The following is a 23,120-nucleotide window of genomic DNA, read 5'->3' on the forward strand; positions in this document are numbered from 1 at the left end:
AAACAATAGCTCAGTCCGGTTTTGCCTGTGCCTACCCCCGTCCACGCCGTGCAAAAAGCGGAGTTTTCAGCATCGTAGTGCTGTCGGAACTGCTATAACCTTGCAACTTGCGGGCCCCGAGACAATTATTTGTCTGCCAATACGCCCCGAAGCACGCGTTTGCGTCCCCGTAGACCGTAATGCCTGTTCTAAAACGCAATATATACGCGCCCGAAGGCGCTAATTTATGCTCGTGATTTGTATGCACATAGCTTGGCGTGCTGAAAACTCGCAAAAATGCACGCCGCACCCTATGGGACCCGTCTGCGGCAGGCAGGAGGCGAGCCGGAGCCTAGTAGGACGGTGCCTGGCGCTTTGCTCGGCGTGCCCCGTGGCCCTGTGGCAAGCCTTTGGTACTGTGAAAAACGCTTGTGCTTGCGGTTGGCCGTGCGATAAATGACAGATTGGGCGCCGGAAGCGTGGCTGCACGTGCGCTCGTTATGAAAAAGCCGAGCCGCCCGTATCGGGCGGCTCGGCAATCAAAAACCTTGGATTCGGGGCATCCGTTACTGGTTAGCCTGACCCTCGAGCATGCCGTCGAGAGTTCGCCAGGCGAGCTCGGCGCATTTGACGCGGGCGGGCATGTGTGAGATGTCCTGGAGCTGAGCGGCCTCGTCTAGGTCTTCCAAGTCTTCCTCGGAGAGCTCCTCGCCACGGATCATGGCGAGGAAAAGCTCTGCCAGACGACGAGCCTCCTCGACCGTTTCGCCCGTGATGAGGTCGGCCATGATGTCGGCGCTGGCCTGGCTGATGGCGCAGCCGTGCCCGGTAAACGAGGCCTCCTCGATTACATCGTTCTCGACACGCAGCTGCAGGGTGAGCTCATCGCCGCAGCTGGGGTTGATGCCGTCGTGCTCGTGCGTGGGGGCATCCATCTCGTACTTGTAGTCGGGGTGGGAGTTGTGCTCCATAAACGTGGTGGAGGTGTACAGATTACCCATTGAACGTGCTCCAAACGTGATGCAGGCCGGCGATGAACTTATCGATATCGGCCTTGTCGTTGTAGAAGGCCACGCTGGCGCGGCAGCAGGCAAGGTTCTCGACGCCCAGCCAGGTGAGCAGCGGCTGCGCGCAGTGGTGGCCGGCACGGATGCAGACGCCGTCCATGTCCATGATGCTCGCGACGTCGTGAGGGTGGATGCCCTTGACGTTAAAGCTCACGACCCCGTGGTGGTTGTCCCAATAGATGGAGCCGATGATCTGGACAAAGTCGAGCTGCATGAGCTCGCCCATCAGGTAGTGGACAAGCGCCTGCTCTCGTGCCTGGATGTTTTCGTAGCCCACCGTGTTGACCAGGTAATCAAGCGCCGCGCCCGTGGCGAAGATACCGGCGGCGTCCTGTGTGCCGGCCTCGAACTTCTCGGGGACGGGCGCCCAGACGGCGCCCTGCTCGGTGACCGAATCGATCATCTCGCCACCGGTAAGCATGGGCGGCATGGCGTTGAGCAGATCCATCTTGCCCCACAGCACGCCGATGCCCATGGGGCCCATGGCCTTGTGCGCGCTAAAGGCAAAGAAGTCGGCTCCCAGATCGGCCACATCGACCGGCATGTGCGGCAGCGACTGCGCGCCGTCGACGACCAGATAGCCGCCGTACTTGTGCACGAGCTTACCGAGATTCTTGACCGGGTTCTCGACGCCCAGCACGTTAGAGATCTGACCCACGGCCAAGATCTTGGTCTTGGGGCCCACCTTGGATAGAACCTCCTCGGTCGTGAGCTGACCGGTCTTGGTGGGGTAGAGGTAGACGAGCTTGGCGCCGGTTTCGCGGCAGACCTGCTGCCACGGGATCAGGTTGGAGTGGTGCTCCATGATGGTGATGACGACCTCGTCGCCGGGTTCGAGCACCGTGGGCGCAAAGCTCTTGGCGACCAGGTTGAGCGACTCGCTCGTGTTGCGGGTGAAGACGATCTCATTAGCCTGGGAGGCGCCGATGAGGTCGGCGATCTGCTGGCGCACCTTCGCGATGGCCTCGGTGGCCTCGACGGACAACGAGTACAGGCCGCGCAGGGGGTTGGCGTTCATACGCTGGTAGAAGTCACGCTCGGCGTCGAGCACACAGGCGGGGCGCTGCGCGGTGGCGGCGCTATCGAGGAAGGCGATCTCGGGGTGCTGTTGGAACAGCGGGAACTGCGCCTTGTAGGGGTTGGTCTCGATGTCGACGGTAGGCCAGCCGCGCGAGGCCTCGTCGCTGGCGTCGAATTCCATGGGCTCGGGGGCAGTACAGGTATCGCATTTAACGTGCTCGGTGTCGATCATGCGAGCTCCTCCTCAAAGTTATCGATCAGGTTGTTGCCCAAGCGGACGACGGCGGCGCGGGTGCGCTCGTCGGTCGCGGAAAGTGCGGCGTCCTCCAGCTTGGCACGGATGAACAGGTCCTCGGCGGCGTTTTGGTCAAGGCCGCGGCAGGCGAGGTAGAACAGCTGCTCGTCGCGGACGTGGCCGATGGTGGCGCCATGGTTGCCGGCGACGTCGTCCTCGTCGCAGAGGATGACGGGAACGGTCTTGTTGTCGACGCCCTTGTTGGCCAAGAGCACCGTCTCGCGCTCGGTGCCGACGGCACCCTTGCAGCCGTGCACGAGGTCGATGGTGCCGCGGTAGACCTTCTTGGATGTGCCGGTCAGTACACCGTTGGCATCGATTTCGCACTCGGTCTTGCGGCCGCGGTGACGAAGCTCGTAGTTAAAGTCGCGTACCTGCTGGCGGGCACCCAGGTAATCGGTATCGATCGTCACCTTGGCGGTGTCGCCCAGCAGGTCGCCGGCAAGGCCGGTGGCGCTGGCGCCAGCACCCAGTACGGTGTGCTGCACGTTGACGCGTGCGCCTTCGTCCAGGAACAGGCCGGTGTCGTCGAGCGCGATCCAGCTGTCGTCGAGCGTCTGCGTACAGGCAACGTTGACGGTGGCGTACTCGTGGGCACACACCCGCAGCACGGAGCCCACGACGCCCTCGCCGGTAACGGGGGAGTCCAGGGCGATCTGCAGGTCGAGCGTTGCCTGCGGGCGGGCGACGACATCGATGGCGGCGATGGCAGCGGCGGCGTCGATGCCGCTCACGCGCACGGTAACCGTGGCACGGCCGTAGGCGGGCACGTCGATGACGATGCGCTTGGTGGCATGGTCGGCCAGATAGGTGTAGGCGGCCTCGCCCATGCCGGTCTCGAAGGCCTCGGCGGGGGAGAGCTCCTCCTCGAGCTTGATAGCGCCGGCCTGGTAGACAGAGGTGGCGGGCACGTCGAGCTCGGTCTCGGGTGTGATGCGGGCGCGGTCGGCGGCGTCGCCGGGGGCAGAGGCGCGGCGCTCGGGGAAGCGCTCGGCCATGGCGTCCATGGCGGCGTCGAAAGCGTCGGCCGCACCATGGATCTGCTCGTCCAGCCCCTCGACCTCAACGGCCTCGGCGGGAGCGGCGGCAAGCTCGTCCGAAAGCTCGAGCTTGGTCTGGTTCATTTTGAGCCAGCCCCATGTGGCAGCCGGCATCGCGTTGACGCCCCCGATCTCCTGCAGCACGCCGTCTCGGGGCTCCGACCCTCCTCGCGTACCTTTAGTACGCGTCGTCGGGCTCGTCGCTCCCGATACGTCGCACTGCAGAAGCTCGGATGACGTAAATGCGTTCGGCGTGTTGGTGGTCTGTTTCATTATCCGATCGCTCCTTCCATCTCGAGCTTGATCAGGTTGTTCATCTCGACGGCGTACTCAAGCGGCAGCTCCTTGGAGACCGGGTTGGCAAAGCCGTTGACGATCATGGTGCGGGCCTCTTCCTCCGAGATGCCGCGGCTCATCAGATAGAACACCTTGTCGTCGCCGATGCGGCCGATGGTGGCCTCGTGGCCGATGTCGACATTCTTGGCGCGGATGTCCATGGCGGGGATGGTGTCGGAGCGGCTTTGGTCGTCGAGCATCAGCGACTGGCAGCTCACGGTTGCCTTGGAACCCTCGGCCTTAGGCGTGGCCACGATGGAGCTGCGGAAGGTCTGGATGCCGCCGCTCTTGGAGATGCCCTTGGTCTCGACGGTCGCCGAGGTCTCGGGCGCGTTGAGCACGACTTTGCAGCCGGTATCGAGGTTCTGGCCGGCGCCGGCAAAGGTGATGCCGGTAAAGCTCGAGCGGGCGCGGCGGCCGTTGAGCACGCTCATGGGGTAGAGGTAGCCCACGTGGCTGCCGAAGGAGCCGCTGATCCACTCGATGTCGCCGTCCTCGTCCACGCGCGCACGCTTGGTGTTGAGGTTGTACATGTTCTTGGACCAGTTCTCGATGGTCGAATAGCGCAGGTGTGCGCGCTTGCCTACAAAGAGCTCCACAGCGCCGGCGTGGAGGTTGGCCACGTTGTACTTGGGCGCGGAGCAACCTTCAATGAAGTGCAGGTCGGCATCGTCCTCGACGATGATGAGCGTGTGCTCAAACTGGCCGGCGCCCTTGGCGTTGAGGCGGAAGTAGCTCTGCAGCGGAAAATCGAGCTTGGTGCCCTTGGGCACGTAGACAAACGAGCCGCCCGACCATACGGCGCCATGCAGGGCCGCAAACTTGTGGTCGGTGGGCGGGATGAGCGTCATAAACTTCTCGTGGATGAGCGGCTCCCACTGCGGGTCGTGCAGGGCCTCCTCGATGCCGGAGTAGACGATGCCCATCTTGGACGCCGTGTCCTGCATGTTGTGGTAGACGAGCTCGGAGTCGTACTGCGCGCCGACGCCCGCCAGGTAGCTGCGCTCGGCCTCGGGGATGCCCAGGCGCTCAAAGGTGTTCTTGATGTCGTCGGGCACCGACTCCCAGTCGTGCTTTTGGTCGGTGTTGGGCTTGACGTAGGTGACGATGTTGTCCATGTCCAGGCCCTCGATGGAGGGGCCCCACGTCGGGTCGGGAAAACGGTTGAAGATCTCGAGGGATTTTAAGCGCAGGTCGAGCATCCACTGCGGCTCGTCCTTCTTGGTGCTGATCTCGCGCACGATGTCGGGCGTGATGCCGGCGTCGAGGCGCTCGAATCCCTCCTCGCCATAGGTGAAGTCGTAGAGGCTGCGGTCGATGTCCGCGACCTCGGTGCGGTTCTTGGTCATTGCGTCGCCCCTTTACGCCTGCTGCTCGGCAGCGACGGCCTCGGCCTGGGCGCGCTGCTCGGCGGCCTCGCGCTCGAAGGCCTCAAAGCCGTTCTTGTCGATCCAAGGGATCAGCGAGGCGTCGTCCTCGCGCACGATGTGGCCCTTGACCATAACGTGGACGCGGTCGACATCCAGGTGCTCCAGGATGCGCGTGTTGTGCGTGATGATGAGCATGGAACCGTTGCAGCTCTTGCGGTAGGCGTCCATGCCGTGGCTGACGGTGGACAGGGCGTCGACGTCCAGGCCGGAGTCGGTCTCGTCCAGGATGGCGAGTTTGGGCTGCAGCAGCAGAAGCTGGAGCATCTCGACCTTCTTTTTCTCGCCGCCCGAGAAGCCTACGCCCAGCTCGCGGTTGAGGTAAGCGGTGTCCATGTTGAGCTCGGCCGCGAGCTCCTTGACGCGACGGCGGAATTCCTTGCCCTTCATCTCCAGGCCGGGGCGGCCGGCGATGCTGGCGCGCAAAAAGCTCGACAGCGGCACGCCCGGGATCTCGACCGGAGCCTGGAAGCTCAGGAACAGGCCGGCGCGCGAACGCTTGTCGGTGGTGAGCTCGGTGATGTCCTGGCCGTCAAAGACGATGCGCCCGTTCTGCACGGTATAGACGGGATCGCCCATGACCAAGTGGCCGAGGGTGGACTTGCCGGCGCCGTTGGGTCCCATCAGCACATGGGTCTCGCCGGCGGCGACGTTGAGGCTGACGTTGTGGAGGATGGTCTTCTCGTCCACGGAGGCGGTCAGACCTTCGATGGAAAGCAGCGGATTTGCGCTCATGCTGTCCCTCTCTGTTTATGGTGTACTCATAGGTGTACTAAACCCTAGGAATCTTCTCGGAATAAAGTTACTATGGGTTCGGCGTTAGTCAAGGGAAAACCCGACTAATCCACTCGACTTTTCAGATGTGGGACATAATAGTCGGGATCGTCTGTCCCACACGCTTGGCATCGGGGGCAAACTCTGCTGATGATTTTTTCTCAAGCGCACCGGGAGGGTAGGTATGCTCATTTCTTCTAAGGGCCGCTATGCCCTCCGTTTGATGATTTATATCGCGGCGCTCGGTGACGCCGAGGGCAAAATCGCCCTGCGCGAGATTGCCGACCGTGAGCATATTTCGCAAAAGTATTTGGAGCAGCTGGTCCGTCCGCTTATGAAGGCGGGCCTGCTCAAGAGTGTGCGCGGCAAGGGCGGCGGCTACATGATGGCCGTGGACCCGGCCGAGGTGCGAGCCGGCGATATACTGCGCGCCGTCGAGGGCAGCACGGCGCCCGTCGCATGCGATGGCATCGATAACAACTGCACTCGCAGCGATCTGTGCTCTACTGTGAAGTTCTGGCGCGGTCTGGACGACGTGATTGAAAAGTACGTCGACGGCGTGACATTGGCCGACTTGGCGGCCGTGCCCGAGATTAACTTCGATATCAAGCTGTAACTCGAGCGCAATTCCTTAAGATTTCGCGGAGGGCGTTACCGTTTGTCGAGTTGCTGTTGTACGACATCGGTCTTGCTGCGATACTTAAATCTATCTTTGCAAACTGCACTTTAACTACACCAATGCAAGGAGGATCTTATGCAGCCCAAGCATTCTGCGATTGTTGCCGGATTGACGCTGGCTCTTTCGTTTGGCGCCGTTGCCGCGCCCGCGCCCGCTGCTGCGGATGAGCCCACGCCGGGCGTTGCCTCGGATGCCACCGATATCGATAAGGGCCTTTATACCCAGCAGTCTTTCTCGGGCGTGCTGAGGTCGGTCCAAGGTGTCTCGTTTGTCAATGTGACCAGCGAGATGAAGTACTTTACCAAGTATGAGAGCCACGGCAACTATAACCAGGGCTTTTCGTACGGCGATGGTTACAACGCGCTCGGTTACTACCAGTTCGACCGACGCTGGTCGCTCGTCCCGTTTATGAAGCAGGTCTATAACTACAATCCTGCCAAGTACGGCATGCTTAAGTCTGCAATTGACCGCGGGAGCGATATCTCCAACGCAAGCAACCCCATGTATTCGAACGGTCAGCTGACGGAGCTGGGCCGCATTGCACAGGAGGCCTTCCAGGGCGCCTATAACGCCGATCCGGCTGAGTTCTCGGCGCTGCAAGATTCATATGCATACAACTCCTATTACGCGGTGACCGAGGCCTGGCTCAAGAGCGCGCTTGGTATTGATATCTCTGGCCGCGCCGATTGCGTCAAGGGTATGGTGTGGAGCATCACCAACATGTGCGGCACCTATGGCTGCCAGGACTTTTTCCGCTGGGCAAATCTTACAAACGATATGACCGACCGTGAATTTGTGACGGCGCTTTCCAGCAGCGTGGTCAATAACGTTGCCCGTAAGTACTCGAGCCAGCCGCAATATCACGAGGGCTGGAAGAACCGTTACAAGAACGAGCTTAAGGATTGCCTGGTCTATATTACCGAGGACGAGGCCGCGGCGACGCCGCCGGTCGAGCCTGAGCCCGAGCCTGAGCCCGAGCCTGAGCCCGAGCCTGAGCCCGAGCCCGTGACTCCGGCACCCAGCCAGGCGCCCGCCGCTCCCGTTGCTCCCTCTGGGTCTAGTGCCGATACCAATGGTGCTGACGAGGATACCGTCGATGCTCCTTCGAACGATGCCGGAGCAAGCGACGGAAATGGCGATGTCGCTTCGGCCGGCAGCGCGGGGTCTGCCTCGCCTTCGAATTCCGCAGATGCTGCGGCAGGGTCTGGTTCTTCCGCCAGTGGATCGACTGCCGGTTCGAGCGACTCGTCGACGAATGACAAACCCTCTGCGAGCGAACAGCTTGGCTCCATGTTTGGCTCCTCGCTGATGTCTGGCATCAACAGCAGCTCGTCTTCCAAGAAGGATGGCTCCGACCAGGGCGCTACGGAAAAGACCGAGGATGCTAAGGGCGATTCGAAGGACGAGGGTTCTAAGGAGTCCGATTCCGACAGGGGCACGGAAGTCGACGGTGCGGAATCGAAGGATCCCCGCCTTGGTAAGGATGGCAAGCACGCGGACGACAATGGGTCCAAGGGCCTGGTTGATGATGGCGCCGACCAGAACCAAGGTAAAACCAAGGTTGCGACTTCCTCAGCCACGACGACTGAGTCCTCTAAGGGCAGCATGCCCAAGACGGGTGACTTGATTTTGATGGCGAGCCTTGCCAGCGCGAGCTTGGCCACATTGGGCGCTACGTCTATTGTGAGCGGTAAGCATAAACTTGATCAGCAAAACAAAGACGCTGCGGAGAAAGACGCCCAAAAGTAGGCTCTCAGCGAGCGTTTTGCCTTAGCGATTCAAATAGGGGCCCGGTGCTATCGCACCGGACCCCTATTTGTTGCGAATCGTTTTGTTATGCCCCCCTTATGGAGTCATTTCTACCGTTACCCGAATCATTTGTTGAACAATAAAAATGTTATCAAGATGGTCGCTAAAATGGCATCGTTATTCTAAAAGGGGAGATAAAACGGTGTCTGAACAGGCAATGTATGATATTGATAACACCTTTGGCGTGAAGTTGCTCAATCCCGGCGGAAATGCTGTTCTGCCGATTGATATTCATGATTTTGCCGACGCCGCCGATCATTGTGTTTTAGTTGATAAGACCATGTTTATTGCCGATATCTTAGATTGCGAATCGACTGTGGCGCTCTGTTGTCGGCCTCATGGTTTTGGCAAGAGCATGAACCTCTCCATGCTCAAATGTTATCTGGAGCGTCCTGTGCCCGGCTCGTCGAGCGTGAATCTGTTCATCGGTAGCAAAATATGGGACGCAGAAGATGGCATCTATCGTGATGAGTATGCACGCTATCCGGTCATTGCTTTGGATTTTTCTACTTCCTCCTATCGAGGCGCCGATGCCGAGGCCGCCATGCGCGATGTCGTCGCTCGTGAGTGCGCTCGTCTGTTGCCGCTGCTGGACGTTCCCGATTTAGCGCGCGGTGACGTGCGCCATATCGAGCGCGTAGCGCGCGGTGTTGCCGGTTCTGATGAAATCGATTCGGCTCTTGGGGTGTTAATCGAGCTCCTCCGTATGGCATGTGATGAACAGGTTGTGCTGCTGGTTGATGGGTATGACGCGGCGTTTACGAATCATATGCAGGCGAAGGGCGCCTATGGCTCGTGCTTTGTCGAGTTGCTTGACCGCCTGCTCTTTGAGGGCATTGTCTCCTCAATCGATTCTTTGCGGCTGGTTTGCTTGATGGGGGAGCGACCCGGCCCCGCACAGGCGGCATTTGCGCATCGCAACTGCCCGTATTGTTTGGCTTCGCCCTTGTCGAGCTGGTGCGATCGCCGGTTTGGTTTTTCGGATGCCGAAAACAGGGCACTGCTAGATTACACTGGCCAGAGCGACAGACTGGATGGCGCGCGTGAATGGTTCGAAGGCTACCGGTTTGGCGGGTTCTATTGTTCGAACCCGACGCGTGTGGTTGAGTTCTTGGCTCGGGGCTGCCTGCCGCCAACGCGCTTTGATGTATGTTGCTATGCCGATTGTCTGAACGAGACTGTGTGCGCTTGGGATTTAAGATGGCTTGCGGCAATGTTTGATTTGCTTAATCCGTATGGCTGTGTTGAGGCGCCGCTGTGCTTGGACGCCGTGAAGCCTGATGCCGGGACAGCGGAAGGTATTTGGACCGATTTGTATTTGAGTGGACTCCTGACGACAGATGCGACTGATCGCCAGGCGGACGGCAATCTGCCCCGCGCCCTGCGCCTTCCCAATAACGAGCTCCGGCATGCGCTGCGTCTTGTGATTATCGAATGGTTCGAGTGCGCTGCCGAGAGTGCCGAGACTATCGACGATTTCCAAGAGGGTCTTTCCCGCGGAGACGAGCATGCAGTTAGGCGAGCTTTGGGCGTAATTATTAATGACTTGGGCGTCGATGGAGACGAGTCGGATTTGCTGCTGGCTTTTCGTTTGGCACTGCAGGGTCTTTGTTTTGGGTTGCCTGGGTATGCCGACCCCGTTACAAAACGAACGCACGGTTCGGAGTTTGGGGGTTTCCAGGTGTTTCCGGCCGCCAATACCCTTGATGCGGCGGATACACTTGGCATATTGGATAGCCGCCCGCTGATCTCGGTCAGCATGCTGTACGACCCCGATGTCGATGCGTTGGGCCTAGAGCTTCTGTCGGTACAGGCATTGCTCGATATCGAGCGGAGCGGTCTCGACGACATTCGCGTGCCACGTCCTGCCGTGGGCCGCATGCGCTGGGGGTTTGGCTTTGATGGACAACGAGTTGCCGTCGCATGTCAGAGGTTATAGGAGGGCCGGCTTTACTCGGTTTCCTTCATGGGCGGCATGGGCTTCCAGTTGGGGTCGCGTACGATCTTGCGGGCATCCTTCATGCCACGGCGCAGCGCCGGAATGCCGGTCTTAAAGCACTTGTCGACGGCGGCAAGGCGGATAAACTCCTTGCAGAAGGTCGCCACATTGCCCAAACGGAACAAAATGGGGTGGTAATCACCGTAGATCTGCATGTAGCGGGCCAAGTAGCCGCGGTTACGCATGATGTAGTAGCGATTGGTGTCACTGGTGGAATTGAGCTGACGCTTACCGGCGATATCCCAGTTGGAGACGGCGCGGGCGCGCTTAAGCACCACATCGGCGACTACGACGGCAGGGAAGTGTTGGCTGGCGACATAGCCATAGCAGGCGTCGTCGCCGTAGATAAAGAAACGAGCGTCGGGCAGGCCGATCTTGTCGACAACACGGCGTGAGAACAGGCCTCCCTCAAAGCACAGCTGGTTCATGGCGCGGTAGCCCTCGGGGCCCAGGTCCCACTTAGCGATGGGGTTGGGGATGCCAAGCGAAAGGATGAGCTGGTACTGCCAAAAGAAGGCGCCGCCGTCAAAGTCCAGGCGCGAACCCTGGATGACATCGTAGCGGTCGGTCCACTTGGCCAGGCGCTCGATGCCCTCCGGGATGACGAGCACGTCGTCGTCCATCACCCAAAACCACTGGGCGCCCAGATCGTAGGCGCACTTGGTTCCGGCGGAGAAGCCGCCCGCACCGCCGCCGTTTTCGAGCTGCGGGGCGTAGATGACGCGGTCGGTGCCGCCCTGCGCGTCGGGCTGATCGGCGTCGATGCCCCACAGGTTGGCGAGGCGCTCGTTAAACGCCGCGCACATGGCCTTGGTCTCGCGCGAATTCTCGTTGTCGACGATCACGATACGCCACGGCGCGGCCGTGAGCTCGGTCATGGAGTCGAACAAGTTGGCCAGGAGCTCCTGACGCTTGTACGTAACGACGACGATGGCGAGCTTGTCGATGGGGGCGGGGAGGGTAGAAGTCATGGGGATTATATCCTTTCACGCGCGGCGGGCGAGCGCTGCGCGGAAGCTATCGAATGCGTCCGTTGGACGGCACCTATTGTAAAGGGTCGCTGCGCCATGTTGGCAAGGTTTGAATAAAACGCAGGAACCTGATATGTGCGCGACGAGTGGCGTGGGGCTGCTTTGCCCGTAAGAGGCTCCATAGATTATATAAACGCCCGCGGGCGGGACGACCCTTTGATACCATTAACGACAGGTATTTCCTAAGGAGCACATTTGTCTACTAATTCCTCTGGCAGCCCCGTCCTGTCGCTGCTTATTCCCATCTATAACGTCGAGCGCTACCTGCACGAGTGCCTCGATTCCGCCGTGGCGCAGACGCTCAAGGACATCGAGATTATCTGCATCAACGACGGCTCTACCGACAACTCGCCGGCGATTATCCGCGAGTATATGCAGCGCGATGTGCGCGTCAAGATGATCGACAAGGCCAACAGCGGCTACGGCGACTCGATGAACCGCGGGCTCGAGATGGCGCGTGGCAAGTACGTGGGCATTCTAGAGTCCGATGACTTTATGGCACCCGATGCGCTGGAGAAGCTGGTCTTGGCAACCGAGAGCAGTAACGCCGACTTTGCGAAGGCGAATTTTGACTTCTACTGGTCTAAGCCCGAGGAGCGCCGTTCGCTGCACGAGATGTTTAAGCCCAAGGACTGCGGCAAGCCGGTGCACCCGAGCGACACGACGCAGTTCTTTAAGCAAAAGCCGTCGATTTGGTCGGCCGTGTACCGTCGCGATTTTCTTGAGCGCAACGGCATCAAGTTTTTGCCGACTCCGGGGGCATCCTTTCAGGACACGTCGTTTGCCTTTAAGGTGATCGCGTGTGCCGATAAGGCTATTTACCTGCATGATGCCGTGCTGTCGTATCGCCAGGACAACGAGAGCTCTTCGGTCAATTCTTCGGCTAAGGTCTTTTGCGTCAATACCGAGTATGCCGAGATTGAGCGTTGGATCCGAGAGGATTATGCCCGCGACCACGCAAGCGATGACGTCGCCCGCATGCTCAAGTTTAATCAGCTCATTAAGTACGACTCGTATATGTGGAACTATGTGCGCTTGGCGCCTAAGTTCTATAAGGAGTTCCTGGTGCAGATGGCCAAGGAATTTCAGGCGGCCTTGGACGCGGGGGATTTTTCGCTTGACGACCTCAAGCCGTGGAAGCGCGCGAATCTTGCTGCCATCCTCAAAGATCCTGAGGGCTGGGTTGACGAGCATCCGAGTTTTGCGACGGATGGTGCCTTGGGGCGTGCCAAGTATTACGCCTCGGTCGGAGGCCCAGGCGTGGTCGCCGCCTTCCTCATCGAATCGCTGAGGGGGTAGGTCGACATGGGAGAGGCTTCGATTCCCAAAGCGACTATTGTCGTTCCCGTATACAACTCGGCGCGCTCGATTCGGCGATGCCTCGATTCGCTGTTGGCGCAGTCGGAGCGCTCGATTCAGGTTATTTGCGTTAACGACGGGTCCGCAGATGACTCGCTAAGCGTCTTGCGCCAGATTGCCCATACCGACGGCCGTGTGCTGGTGATTGACCAAGAAAACGCTGGCGTCTCGTGCGCTCGAAACGCCGGTATCGATGCCGCCAAGGGCGACGTGGTTTTCTTTGTAGACGCCGACGATTACATCGACGCCCAAACGGTGGAACGCGTGCTGCAGGCCATGGAGTCGTCGGATGCCGAGGTCGCCGTATTCGGTGGTGTCTGCGAGCCGTCCGACGCCGCGTCCAAGCGTGTTCAGGATCTCATGAGCCCCAAAGCTAGTACCTTCGGCGCTCGTGATCCCCAGCTGCTGTTTCATGCGAATGCGCAGCCGTATGCGTGCCGCGCGGCTTTTTCGCGCGAGCTGCTCAATCGCGAAGGCATTCGCTTTGCTCCCGGCTTGGCCTTGGGCGAGGATGTCGTATTCCAATTTGCGGCTTATGCGCTTGCCCGCAAGACCGTTGTCATGCCGGACAAGTTCTACCACTACGTGATGGAGAGCGAATCGGCGACGCACGAGTTCAACAGCGCCGAGGCCCGCGCTAAAAAGCTCGACGCCCACATGCGGATGCTCGAGGAGGTCTTGGAGGACTGGGCGGCCTACGGTCTTTTGGACTTGTGCCCCGGCGAGCTGATAACTTGGTTTTTGGACCTCATTGTGTTCGACCTGGCACGCTTGGATGCCGATGGTTTCTGTCGCGTGACCGGTCGCGTCAATATGGATTTCACGACGTTTTTGGGATCGGAGTGGGCGGATATGCCTGCTAAGGGCGCCGTTCGCCGTGTTGCCCATAAGCTCGTAGCGGCGACCTCGGGCGTTTCGATGGCAGATGCCACGCTGTTCTATCTTTCGACCCGCGGTCTTAAGGCCTGCCTGGAACGCTTTATCTAATTCTGGGCGCTGCCACCCGCCGCAACTCGGCTGCTAAAATAACCCTGTTACACGCTATCCAACAGGAGGTTCTCTTGCAGAACTCTGATACCCCTAAAGTTTCGCTGCTTGTCCCCATCTGCAATGTCGAACGCTACCTGCGCGAGTGCCTCGATTCCGCCATTGCGCAGACGCTCAAGGACATTGAGGTCATTTGCATCAACGATGGCTCTACCGATAGCTCGCCGGATATTATCCGCGAGTACATGGAGCGCGACCCCCGTGTAAAGATGATCGACAAGGCCAACAGCGGCTACGGCGACTCGATGAATCGCGGCCTGGAGATGGCACGCGGCGAGTACGTGGGCATCCTTGAGTCCGACGACTTTATGTTTGAGGATTCGCTCCAAAAGCTGGTCGCCAAGGCCGATGCTGAGCATGCCGATGTCGTTAAGGGCGACTTTTACTTGTACTGGTCTGCGCCCAGCGAGCGCCGTGAGCTGTTTGGGATTATCGACGAGCATATGACGGGCGCCGCGTATCGCCCCGTCGATCGCCCGGGCATCTTCTACCGCAAGCCTTCCATTTGGTCTGCCATCTATCGGCGCGAGTTCCTCAACGACAATCAGATTCGGTTTCTTCCCACGCCGGGCGCCTCGTATCAGGACGCAGGCTTTAACTTTAAGGTTTGGGCATGCGCCGAGCGTGCCGCGTTTATTGCGGACCCCATTTTGTGCTATCGCCAAGACAACGAGAAGAGCTCTGTTAATTCGCCCAACAAGGTATTTTGCGTGCGCGACGAATATGCCGAGATGCAGCGCTTTTTGGATGAACGCCCCGAGCTTAAGGCTCGGCTTCAGGGCATTTTAATGCGCATGAAGGTCGATACGTACCGTTGGAATGATGAGCGCCTGGTTGATGAGTTGCGCGAGCAGTTTTGGGAGAAGGCTTCACCTGAGCTCAAGGCCGATTGGGATGCCGGTCGCTTTGACCTGTCGCTCTTCGATCCGCGTGGCGAGACCGACTTGCGCCTGATGATCAAGTCGCCCCGTGCTTATATCGATTCGCGTTTTGATTTTAAGAAGCCGGGCAAGCTCAATACGTTTAAGCATTATTTTAAGATTGGCGGCCTGCCGCTGGTCTGGCGCGTGCTGACGTATCAGCGCGCCTATGGCGATAACCCGCATCCCGATGACGTGCCGGCGGCACAGTAGGAGCGCGTGATTATGGTTACCCCTAAGATTTCCGTTGTCGTTCCCATCTACAAGGTGGAGGATTGTCTGGCATGGTGCCTGGACTCCCTGCTCGCGCAGGATATGCCCGATTGGGAAGGTGTGCTGGTTAACGATGGCTCGCCTGATGGGTCGCGCGACATCGCCGCTGCCTATTGCGAAAAGGATACGCGCTTTAAGCTTGTCGATAAGCCCAACGGTGGTCTGTCGAGTGCACGTAATGCAGGCATCGCTGCGTCCACGGCGCCTATCGTCGCGTTTTTGGATTCCGACGACCGCTTTACGTCCGATGCATGCCGTGTGATCGTCGATGCCTTTGAGCGCGAGGACTGCGACGTTTTGACCTTTGGCGCGAACCCGTATCCCTTGGAGGCGGGGTATCCGTGGCTTAACTATGTGCTGAGTCCACGCGACGTTTCGTTTGAGGGCTATAGCTCCGACCTGCTGTTTAAGGAAGCGTCTCGCCCCTTTGCATGGCGCACCGCCTGCAAGCGCGCTTTTTTGCTGGGTAGCGGGATCGTGTTTGATGAAACCGTTAAGTATGGCGAGGATCAGGTCTTCGATTTTGCCGTCTATGGTCGTTCGCGCAAGACTGCGCTTATCTCGAACAAGCTGTACGACTACCGCGTGGCGCGCAAGGGTTCGCTCATGGACACCATGCGCTACGACGACGAGACACGTCTGCTGGAGCACGTGAAGATTTACTCCGCGGTGCTGGCTGACTGGCGGCGCCACGGTCTCGATGCCCAGCATGCCGATGACCTGGCGTACTTTCTATGCGATCTGGTGCTGTACGATGCGCTCAGGCTGTTGGGTACGGACTGCGGCAAGGTGTTTGCTGCCGTTGCCACGGCGCTTGCCGGTTCTGCCGTGGGCAGCGATGCTGCGCTCGCACAATGCGCTCCTTCTGTTGCCGCTATGGTGCGTGCGGCGCTTGTCGGTAAGGCTCCTGCTGCTCGTTCGCGCAAAAAACTCATGTTCGATTACGACGTCTTGAGGTTTGGGCGCCTGGGCGCGTGCAAGCGCATGGCTGCGAACGCTCTGGGAAAGCGAGAAGTGTAGATGAGTATCAAGCGTTTGGCGCTTTGCCGCAGTCAGGGTCGTCTGTTTGTCCTGCTTCGCTTTGTCGGCCAGGATATCGCGGGGCTTATTGAGCAGGAGGGTTCCCAGGCCTTTGCTCGCGCGACGACCAATCGCGCTTGCGTGCCGTCTTTGGCACTGCCGGTCGATCATGGCCGCGTGCTTGCACTTTGTCCCTCCGTTGCCGATTATGAGCGCGAACTCGTCGTTTTGGTGCTTCCGTTTATGGACGGCTCTACAATTGATGTCTCATTTGCGCCCGGCGGCAAAAGGCTGGGCTCCATTCGCCTTGATAGTCGTATTGCCAAGCTTGAATCTAAGATTAACTACAAGGCTAAGCCTGCGATGTGCGCGCTTATCCGCGATGCGCAGCGCGGCGAGTGCTGCGGTCGCTACGAGATTGATGCCGTTCGTTATTTACCGGCAGATGAGGGCGCCGTCTGGCGCTATGAGGTCAAGTGGGCGGGAGATCCCCAGCGCGTCCCTGGGCTCCAGATCTTCGATACGCACATGAATGCGATTGATGCTACCGTGCATGTGTTTGAGTCGCAGGTCGACGTGCCGCAGCAGAACGGATGCCGCGTCAATAAAACGTATCTGAGCGTTGAGATACCTCAGGATATACGAGATTTTGTCGCGATTGCGAGCGATCCCACAGAGCAGATCCAGAGCGGGTTTTGTGCCATGGATGGTCGTCTGTACAACGGCATGGTCGACGATAGCTGGAACCGCATGAAGGATGCACGCGCGGACGACGCTGCTTATCGACGTTGGTTCGAGCAGCATCGCGCGAAGCTGGGCGACCTGGCGTGTCAGTGCGTTGCAGCGGCGGCATTCGCCTACAGGCCGCTCGTGAGCGTTGTGGTGCCGTGCTATAAGACCGATCGGGTCTATCTGCGCGAGCTGCTGGACTCTGTGCTATCCCAGAGCTATGACAACTGGGAATTGCTGCTTATGGACGCCTCGCCCGAATGGGGCGCGGTGTCCAATCTTGCGGCCGTCGCCAATGACAAGCGGATTCGTTGTGTTGAGCTGCCGGGAAACGGCGGAATTGTGCTCAACACCAACGCTGGCATTCAACAAGCGTCGGGCGACTATATCGCATTTTTGGACCACGATGACATCTTGGAGCCGGATGCGTTGTTCCACTATGTCGCCGCGTTGAACAAAGCGGCAGAGGGAGAGCGTCCGCAGGTCCTGTTCTGTGACGAGGACATGTTCCAGAAAACGGGGGAGTGGGGTCAGCCAGTCTTTAAGACGCAGCTCAACGTCGACCTTCTCTATAGCCATAACTGCGTGACGCATTTTCTGATGGTGGAGAAGGCGCTTATCGATCGCATTGGCATGTCGCCGGAAGACGTTGCGGGCGCCCAGGATTATGATCTGACGCTTCGCTGCCTTGCATCGGGCGCACGCTTTGGGCATATTGCCCACGTGCTGTATCACTGGCGCGTGCATCCCGGTTCTACCGCCGATGGCTCTGCAGATAGCAAGCCGTATGCCATCGAGGCCGGACGCCTTGCGCTGCAACGTCACTTTGACTCGCTGGACGTTCACGGAACGGCGGATGAGACTGAGACGCCGTTTGTCTACCGCATGCGCTATGCGCTGCCGGAGCCTGCACCGCTGGTAAGTATTGTGATTCCCACCAAGGACCACGTCGAGACGCTCGACGCCTGTGTGATGTCGATCGCCCAGAAGGCCACGTATACCAACTACGAGATCGTCTTGGTGGAGAACAACAGCGAAGATCCGGAGACGTTTTCGTATTACGAAACCCTTCCGGAGCGCGTGGTCGCAGTATCTGAAGGCAAAGGTAGCGCACGCGTTGCGTACTGGCCGGGCGAGTTTAATTATTCGCAAATCATCAACTTTGGCGTTGAGCATGCCAAGGGCGACTACCTGCTGCTGCTGAACAACGATACCGAGGTCATAAGCCCGGACTTTATCGAAGAGATGATGGGCTATCTGCAGCGTCCCGATGCGGGCGTGGTGGGCGCCAAGCTCTATTTTGCCGATCATCTGGTGCAACATGCTGGCGTATTGGTTGGCGTGCGTGGCGCACTTGCCCATGCCAATCAGGATTTCTCGGCAAAGTGCGAGGGCTATCTTGCCCGCGCCGTACGTCCGGGTAACTTTAGCGCCGTAACAGGTGCCTGCCAGATGGTCCGACGCGACGTATTTGAGCAGGTCGGAGGCTACAACGAGGAATTCGCAGTCGGCTTTAACGATGCGGACTTTTGCCTGCGTGTGTGGGAGGCGGGCTACCGTACCATCTTTACACCCTATGCCGAGCTGTGCCACTACGAGTTCACCTCGCGCGGCAGGGAAGAGGCCAACGAGGAAAAGCTGCACCGTTGGAAACGCGAACAGGCCCTGTTCATGCAGCGCTGGCCGGAGTTCTTTTTGACGGGCGATCCGTGGTTGGGGCCGAATTTATCCGCTGAGAGCGAGTATTTCTCGTATTAAGGCAATGGTTTTTAGGAAGTCCTTAACTTTCTTTCGCTATGAGCTTGGAAGAAAGCAACATTGGACTACTTATTTAAGACAAATTACGAAAGGTCGATACTTTCGCGATAAGTTTATACACGCTTATATAACTCGATATTATCCGATATAAGTAGATATCGCACTTGCCTTTGCCGGCTTACCGGCCGGCGTTATGGATATTATTAACGGCAAGGCGCTTACGTTCTTGCGTCGTGCCCTCCCCGAAGATCTGGCGCCTATCAACCAGGTGGAGGTAGCGCTCTCTATGGGCGATAGCTTTGTCGCGACTGGTTTGACCATAGAGGACGATCTTCTGTCGAGAGCCGCTAAGGCCACTAAGGGCTATGCCTATCTGGTGCAACTGGTCGGTTATTCCATTTGGCAGCGCGTCAACTTGCATCGTGCTAAAAGTGCCATTGTGAGCGAGCGCGACGTCACCGAAGGCATTGCGCTGGCAGAGGCTCGTTTTCACGATGTTGTTCACGAGCCCGCGATTTCTGGACTGGGGCTCAACGATATCAAATACCTTTTGGCCATGTGCGAGGATAAACAACAGTCCAAATCAGCCGAGATTGCTAGGCGCATGGGTAAAAAGACCAATGAGATCAGCTCTATTAGGGCCAAATTGCTACAAAGAGAGGTTATTCAGGCACCACAGAGGGGTTACGTGCAGTTTGCCGTGCCGGATTTAGATATTTATCTGCGAGAAAATGCCGAGGAGATTCTCGAGCGGTTCTAGGTCGAGGCTTAATTAGGTTTTGATTTTACTTGGGGGCATTATGGCAAAAATACGAGATTCCCGTATCGAATTACTTCGCATTGTCCTTATGTGGACGGTAATGGCTCATCATTTTGTTGTTCACAACGCTGATTCTGTTTCCGTATTTCCTGGTTCGTTTACTAGGTTTTTCTACAATATCTTTTTCTATCCAATTGGAAGAACTGCGGTCGGCTGTTTTGTTGCAATAACAATCTGGTTTGTTGCGGGGAAAGCTGGATACTCCATTAAACAAGCTGTCAAACAGATAGCTTCAATTGAAGGCACGGTTCTCTTTTATAGTGTTGCGCTGGGTTTTTTCTTCATGCTTCGCGGCGATATTCAAGTAAGTCCAACCAATTTGATAGATATTTTTGCACCAATTCTTACTGGTTCTAGTTGGTGGTTTGTAACCGTCTATGCTTGGCTTGTATTTTTACTGCCCTTTTTAATTCCGGCTTTGCATGCGTTGGACCAGAAACTACATCTTTATCTATCAATCTTTCTGGTCTTCGCCTTTGGATTCCTGCGTTATGTGCCGCTCTTTTGGATTCCCATCGACGGGCTACTAGTGGATTTTATTATAATTTGCGTTCTTGTTTGCTATATTCGCTGGTATGTAGATTTGTCAACAGTGAATATAAGGCACTTGGTTGCTTGCTGCATTGCTTCTTTTGTTGGAGTTGCAATCTCGTTTTATGGTCAATTCCATTTTGATGGTTTGCTGGGCTCGACCTTTGCGAATTTGTATAACGGCTTTTTTGGTTCGCCGGCGTCTATTTTTTCACTAGTTATAGCCATCTCTGTCTTGTTGATTGATTTAAAAATGCCGCATTTTTCCTCCCGTTTCGTTAACACTGTTGCGAAACTTTGTTTTGCTACTTATCTTATTTCTGACTATGGGCCTATCCAAAGTTGGCTCTGGAGCTCGCAGTTTCCCTTTACGCGTGTCGGCGTTGGACTGGGAATGTTGCAGGTGCTTCTGGTTCCAACAGCTGTGTTCACGATTTGCTTAATGTTGGAAGGTCTCAGGAAGCTCTTGATTGGTTTCATCATACGTTTTATCGGCCCTTTCGATTTGTTAAATAAAGCTTTGTCGTAGAACCAAGACTTTTGATATTTTCTTTCGCATACGTGATTTGACGACGATCCCGCTACGCTGGTGGTGGAAAGATTGGGATTCCGAACCAACGTTCACTGGTTGTAGCGGATTGGTCGATAATCATCTAGGAAAGCGCGTCGTGAGCACGCGAAACCTGTTAGAGGCATGGTAACGCCCACGGTTGTTGCAACTAAGACGACTATCACCGAGGCTGCTGTTAAGAAGCCGATCGAGCCGAAGGCTGACATGGTAACCGTTGCTAAGTTTCTGAGACCGTCGATGATGACTCGGTCGGTATGCCTCTGGTGCTGGTGTTGTTGGAGGCGCTATTAATTGCTGTAGAGGCTTCGGTTTAAATCAAGGAATCGAACCGGTTTCCACATCAATAGAATGCGCTGGCCGCATATGACGTATCGATATGGGCATGATATTGCGTTTTTTAATTTGCGGCCACAAAGATGCCTTTTGCAAAGCGTGGGGGCTATCTTGCCCGTGCTGTGCGCCCGGGCAACTTCAGTGCCGTGACGGGCGCCTACCAGATGGTCCTACGCGACGTATTTGAGCAGGTTTGAGGCTACAACGAGGAACTCGCCGCCGGCTTTAACGACGCAGACTTTTGCCCTCGGGTGTGGGTGGCCGGCTACCGCACCATCTTTACGCCCTATGCAGAGCTGTACCACCACGAGTTCACCTCGCGCGGCAGGGGAGAGGGCAACGAGGAAAAACTGCGCCGCTGGAAGCGCTTGCAAGCACTGTTCATGCGGCGCTGGCCTGAGTTCTTCTTGGATGGCGATCCGTGGCTCGGGCCGAACCTATCCTCCGACAGTGAGTACTTCTTGCTTTAGAGCGAAGTAATTTCAAGATCCGGCAAAGTGCCCTCAAGAGCTGCAAGAGCGGTGGGGTTCAAGTACTCCTCGTTCAAGCAGCTCTTGTCATATCGAAAACGTGCCTCAGAATTTTTACAGGTGGTTGTATTAAATTGGTTCGCTTATGTGCTCGGTTTGACTCAGAAGCTATTTGACGTAACGGTTGAGGTGTGGTGACTCATATTTAAATTGCAGCTACAAAGACACCTTTTATCGAATTCCCGTTGAAAAACTGAATTGATAGTTTAAAAATAACTTTAGAGAGCCTTAAATCTCGGAGAAAGGATGTCGTATGAAAAACCTTCGAGAAAGATGGCACGGACTAACAGTGCTGGGAGTTGTTGCATTTGCTGCTGCCTGCATGACGGTTGCCCCGGCGCCCTCATTTGCTGATATTGCTGGCGGTGGCGGAGGCGGTGGACCGATTACGGAATGGTGTTCCGACGGTCGTCCGATTTCTTACTGGGGCTATGACGGTTGGAACGGCACTCAAAATGAACAGACGTCTGACCCTCTTACGCGGTATAGCGTTGAGTGCAATGCTGGGGGGACTACTCACAGGGATTTTCTAGTAGGCTTAAACTCAATTGATCAGAGCGCCTCGAGGACCGATTCTTCTGTAGTTACATCACGTCCCGCAGGTACATACTATTTCAACAAAGATGGTTTCATGAAGACCGGACTCGTCTGGTGCGAGGACGGCGAACTTCGCTATTTCGATCCGAAAACTGGCGCCATGGTCACGAACCAGTGGCATAACGATTACGAAGCCGTCTGGTACTATTTTGGCGCTGACGGGACCGCAGTTTCGGGCTGGCAGTCTATCGGTGGGGACAAGTACTACTTCTACCCCGAAAGCCATGATATGGCATACGGCCGAGTTCAAATTGACGGCAAGAATTACTTCCTGAACACCCCTGGCGCCAACGCCGATGGCCGCATGCAGCATGGCGGCTGGTTCTACGACTCCATCTACGGAAAGTGGTCCTATGCGACCTCCGACGGTGAGCTATTGACCGGTTGGCATAATCTCGGCGGGGCTTGGTACTATTTCAATGAATCTGGGGTCATGCTGACTGGCTGGATCAACGATTCGGGTACCTGGTACTACACTAATGCCTCCGGTGCGATGGTCACTGGCTGGCTCAACATCGGCGGTACTTGGTTCTACCTCGACGGCTCGGGCGCCATGGTCGCTAACAGCTGGCGCAGCCTCGGCGGCTCCTGGTACTGGTTCGGCGACTCCGGTGCAATGGCCACTGGCTGGTTCTTGGCAGGCGGCTCTTGGTACTATGCGAGCGGTTCGGGCGCCATGGCAACCGGCTGGCTCAGCAATGGCGGCACGTGGTATTGGCTCGGAGGTTCGGGCGCTATGGCCTCTAACTCTTGGGCTAACGTTGGTGGAGTTTGGTACTGGTTCGACGATTCCGGTGCGATGGCCACCGGCTGGCGTCAGGTCGGCGGCGCCTGGTACTACTTTAGCGGTTCCGGCGCTATGGCCCACGACGCCTGGGTCGGCGACTACTACCTCCAGTCTTCTGGCGCCATGGCTACGAATGCCTGGGTTGGCTCCTACTATGTCGGCGAGGACGGCAAGTGGATTCCGGGCTACGGTTTAGTTTGGTATAAGAGCGGTAGCGATGTTTACCATACGCATAAGTGTCGTACCGTTGGCAAGGACGCAAAGGGCTATTCGCAGATCTCTATCCAGGAGGCCCAGAAGCGCGGTGCTTTACGAGAGTGCAAGAACTGCCAACAAATTGGCTAACGCATTATTGAGCTAGTTTTGATTGAGGCCCCGTTGCCCTGAGG

General features: G+C 57.4%; 18 protein-coding genes. 12 read left to right on the plus strand and 6 right to left on the minus strand.

Annotation, left to right across the window (positions count from 1 at the left end):
• Positions 1 to 545: 545 nt before the first annotated feature.
• Genes sufU through sufC form a run of 5 tightly spaced genes read right to left on the minus strand, consistent with a single transcriptional unit; the run spans position 546 to position 5,899 of the window.
• Entirely contained in the window at positions 546 to 980 is a 435-nt protein-coding gene (gene sufU / locus ACTQV3_RS01265) for a Fe-S cluster assembly sulfur transfer protein SufU (RefSeq protein WP_441044703.1), read from the minus strand.
• A complete protein-coding gene (locus ACTQV3_RS01270; protein WP_441535722.1) occupies positions 973 to 2,298 on the minus strand; it encodes an aminotransferase class V-fold PLP-dependent enzyme in 1,326 nt (441 codons plus the stop codon). Before ACTQV3_RS01270 ends, sufU begins: the two co-directional genes overlap by 8 nt.
• Positions 2,295 to 3,674 (minus strand): SufB/SufD family protein, encoded by a 1,380-nt coding sequence (locus tag ACTQV3_RS01275; protein WP_441535723.1) that lies wholly within the window; start codon positions 3,672 to 3,674, stop codon positions 2,295 to 2,297. The genes ACTQV3_RS01270 and ACTQV3_RS01275 overlap by 4 nt, the downstream gene beginning before the upstream one ends.
• Positions 3,674 to 5,086, minus strand: coding sequence for a Fe-S cluster assembly protein SufB (sufB, locus tag ACTQV3_RS01280; RefSeq protein WP_441535724.1), 1,413 nt, complete (start codon positions 5,084 to 5,086; stop codon positions 3,674 to 3,676). The genes ACTQV3_RS01275 and sufB overlap by 1 nt, the downstream gene beginning before the upstream one ends.
• A gap of 12 nt (positions 5,087 to 5,098) precedes the next feature.
• Complete coding sequence (sufC, locus tag ACTQV3_RS01285; protein ID WP_441535725.1) at positions 5,099 to 5,899, minus strand: Fe-S cluster assembly ATPase SufC; 801 nt, start codon at positions 5,897 to 5,899, stop codon at positions 5,099 to 5,101.
• A 223-nt stretch (positions 5,900 to 6,122) separates the two neighbouring features.
• On the opposite strand from sufC, the gene ACTQV3_RS01290 reads away from it, so the two are divergent.
• The 3 genes from ACTQV3_RS01290 to ACTQV3_RS01300 all read left to right on the plus strand — a co-directional run bounded on the left by ACTQV3_RS01290 (position 6,123) and on the right by ACTQV3_RS01300 (position 10,365).
• Positions 6,123 to 6,554 (plus strand): RrF2 family transcriptional regulator, encoded by a 432-nt coding sequence (locus tag ACTQV3_RS01290; RefSeq protein ID WP_154518293.1) that lies wholly within the window; start codon positions 6,123 to 6,125, stop codon positions 6,552 to 6,554.
• A gap of 138 nt (positions 6,555 to 6,692) precedes the next feature.
• Entirely contained in the window at positions 6,693 to 8,366 is a 1,674-nt protein-coding gene (locus ACTQV3_RS01295) for a hypothetical protein (RefSeq protein WP_441535726.1), read from the plus strand.
• 202 nt (positions 8,367 to 8,568) lie between these two features.
• Complete coding sequence (locus ACTQV3_RS01300; protein WP_441535727.1) at positions 8,569 to 10,365, plus strand: AAA family ATPase; 1,797 nt, start codon at positions 8,569 to 8,571, stop codon at positions 10,363 to 10,365.
• 11 nt (positions 10,366 to 10,376) lie between these two features.
• Here ACTQV3_RS01300 and ACTQV3_RS01305 read toward each other — a convergent pair whose 3' ends face one another.
• Positions 10,377 to 11,396: a glycosyltransferase gene (locus ACTQV3_RS01305; protein WP_441535728.1), complete on the minus strand. Its 1,020-nt coding sequence runs from the start codon at positions 11,394 to 11,396 to the stop codon at positions 10,377 to 10,379.
• Between the two features lie 255 nt (positions 11,397 to 11,651).
• Between ACTQV3_RS01305 and ACTQV3_RS01310 the strand changes: the two genes are divergently transcribed.
• The 9 genes from ACTQV3_RS01310 to ACTQV3_RS01350 all read left to right on the plus strand — a co-directional run bounded on the left by ACTQV3_RS01310 (position 11,652) and on the right by ACTQV3_RS01350 (position 23,076).
• Positions 11,652 to 12,755 carry a glycosyltransferase gene (locus ACTQV3_RS01310; protein ID WP_441535729.1) on the plus strand — a complete coding sequence of 368 codons (1,104 nt, stop codon included), beginning with the start codon at positions 11,652 to 11,654 and terminating at the stop codon, positions 12,753 to 12,755.
• Between the two features lie 6 nt (positions 12,756 to 12,761).
• The gene (locus tag ACTQV3_RS01315; RefSeq protein ID WP_441535730.1) at positions 12,762 to 13,802 is read left to right on the plus strand and encodes a glycosyltransferase family 2 protein; all 1,041 of its coding nucleotides are present in this window, start codon (positions 12,762 to 12,764) and stop codon (positions 13,800 to 13,802) included.
• A gap of 74 nt (positions 13,803 to 13,876) precedes the next feature.
• Positions 13,877 to 14,995, plus strand: coding sequence for a glycosyltransferase family 2 protein (locus tag ACTQV3_RS01320; protein WP_441535731.1), 1,119 nt, complete (start codon positions 13,877 to 13,879; stop codon positions 14,993 to 14,995).
• Between the two features lie 12 nt (positions 14,996 to 15,007).
• Positions 15,008 to 16,075, plus strand: a complete 1,068-nt coding sequence (locus ACTQV3_RS01325) for a glycosyltransferase (RefSeq protein WP_441535732.1) — start codon at positions 15,008 to 15,010, stop codon at positions 16,073 to 16,075.
• A complete protein-coding gene (locus ACTQV3_RS01330; RefSeq protein ID WP_441535733.1) occupies positions 16,076 to 18,562 on the plus strand; it encodes a glycosyltransferase in 2,487 nt (828 codons plus the stop codon).
• Positions 18,563 to 18,755: 193 nt separating this feature from the next.
• Positions 18,756 to 19,322 (plus strand): hypothetical protein, encoded by a 567-nt coding sequence (locus ACTQV3_RS01335; protein ID WP_441535734.1) that lies wholly within the window; start codon positions 18,756 to 18,758, stop codon positions 19,320 to 19,322.
• Positions 19,323 to 19,362: 40 nt separating this feature from the next.
• Complete coding sequence (locus tag ACTQV3_RS01340) at positions 19,363 to 20,442, plus strand: acyltransferase family protein (protein ID WP_441535735.1); 1,080 nt, start codon at positions 19,363 to 19,365, stop codon at positions 20,440 to 20,442.
• Between the two features lie 632 nt (positions 20,443 to 21,074).
• Complete coding sequence (locus ACTQV3_RS01345; protein WP_441535736.1) at positions 21,075 to 21,287, plus strand: glycosyltransferase family 2 protein; 213 nt, start codon at positions 21,075 to 21,077, stop codon at positions 21,285 to 21,287.
• 382 nt (positions 21,288 to 21,669) lie between these two features.
• Entirely contained in the window at positions 21,670 to 23,076 is a 1,407-nt protein-coding gene (locus tag ACTQV3_RS01350; protein ID WP_441535740.1) for a hypothetical protein, read from the plus strand.
• The last annotated feature ends 44 nt before the right edge of the window (positions 23,077 to 23,120 follow it).

This window comes from Collinsella sp. LCP19S3_A7, from assembly GCF_052121995.1.
Lineage (GTDB): Bacteria > Actinomycetota > Coriobacteriia > Coriobacteriales > Coriobacteriaceae > Collinsella.

Bases quoted from the DNA above. Each gene is read 5' to 3' on its own strand.
- sufU (WP_441044703.1), bottom strand. From the start codon at position 980: ATGGGTAATCTGTACACCTCCACCACGTTTATGGAGCACAACTCCCAC.
- ACTQV3_RS01325 (WP_441535732.1), top strand. From the start codon at position 15,008: ATGGTTACCCCTAAGATTTCCGTTGTCGTTCCCATCTACAAGGTGGAG.
- sufC (WP_441535725.1), bottom strand. From the start codon at position 5,899: ATGAGCGCAAATCCGCTGCTTTCCATCGAAGGTCTGACCGCCTCCGTG.
- ACTQV3_RS01305 (WP_441535728.1), bottom strand. From the start codon at position 11,396: ATGACTTCTACCCTCCCCGCCCCCATCGACAAGCTCGCCATCGTCGTC.
- ACTQV3_RS01275 (WP_441535723.1), bottom strand. From the start codon at position 3,674: ATGAAACAGACCACCAACACGCCGAACGCATTTACGTCATCCGAGCTT.
- sufB (WP_441535724.1), bottom strand. From the start codon at position 5,086: ATGACCAAGAACCGCACCGAGGTCGCGGACATCGACCGCAGCCTCTAC.
- ACTQV3_RS01335 (WP_441535734.1), top strand. From the start codon at position 18,756: ATGGATATTATTAACGGCAAGGCGCTTACGTTCTTGCGTCGTGCCCTC.
- ACTQV3_RS01350 (WP_441535740.1), top strand. From the start codon at position 21,670: ATGACGGTTGCCCCGGCGCCCTCATTTGCTGATATTGCTGGCGGTGGC.
- ACTQV3_RS01315 (WP_441535730.1), top strand. From the start codon at position 12,762: ATGGGAGAGGCTTCGATTCCCAAAGCGACTATTGTCGTTCCCGTATAC.
- ACTQV3_RS01270 (WP_441535722.1), bottom strand. From the start codon at position 2,298: ATGATCGACACCGAGCACGTTAAATGCGATACCTGTACTGCCCCCGAG.
- ACTQV3_RS01290 (WP_154518293.1), top strand. From the start codon at position 6,123: ATGCTCATTTCTTCTAAGGGCCGCTATGCCCTCCGTTTGATGATTTAT.
- ACTQV3_RS01340 (WP_441535735.1), top strand. From the start codon at position 19,363: ATGGCAAAAATACGAGATTCCCGTATCGAATTACTTCGCATTGTCCTT.
- ACTQV3_RS01330 (WP_441535733.1), top strand. From the start codon at position 16,076: ATGAGTATCAAGCGTTTGGCGCTTTGCCGCAGTCAGGGTCGTCTGTTT.
- ACTQV3_RS01295 (WP_441535726.1), top strand. From the start codon at position 6,693: ATGCAGCCCAAGCATTCTGCGATTGTTGCCGGATTGACGCTGGCTCTT.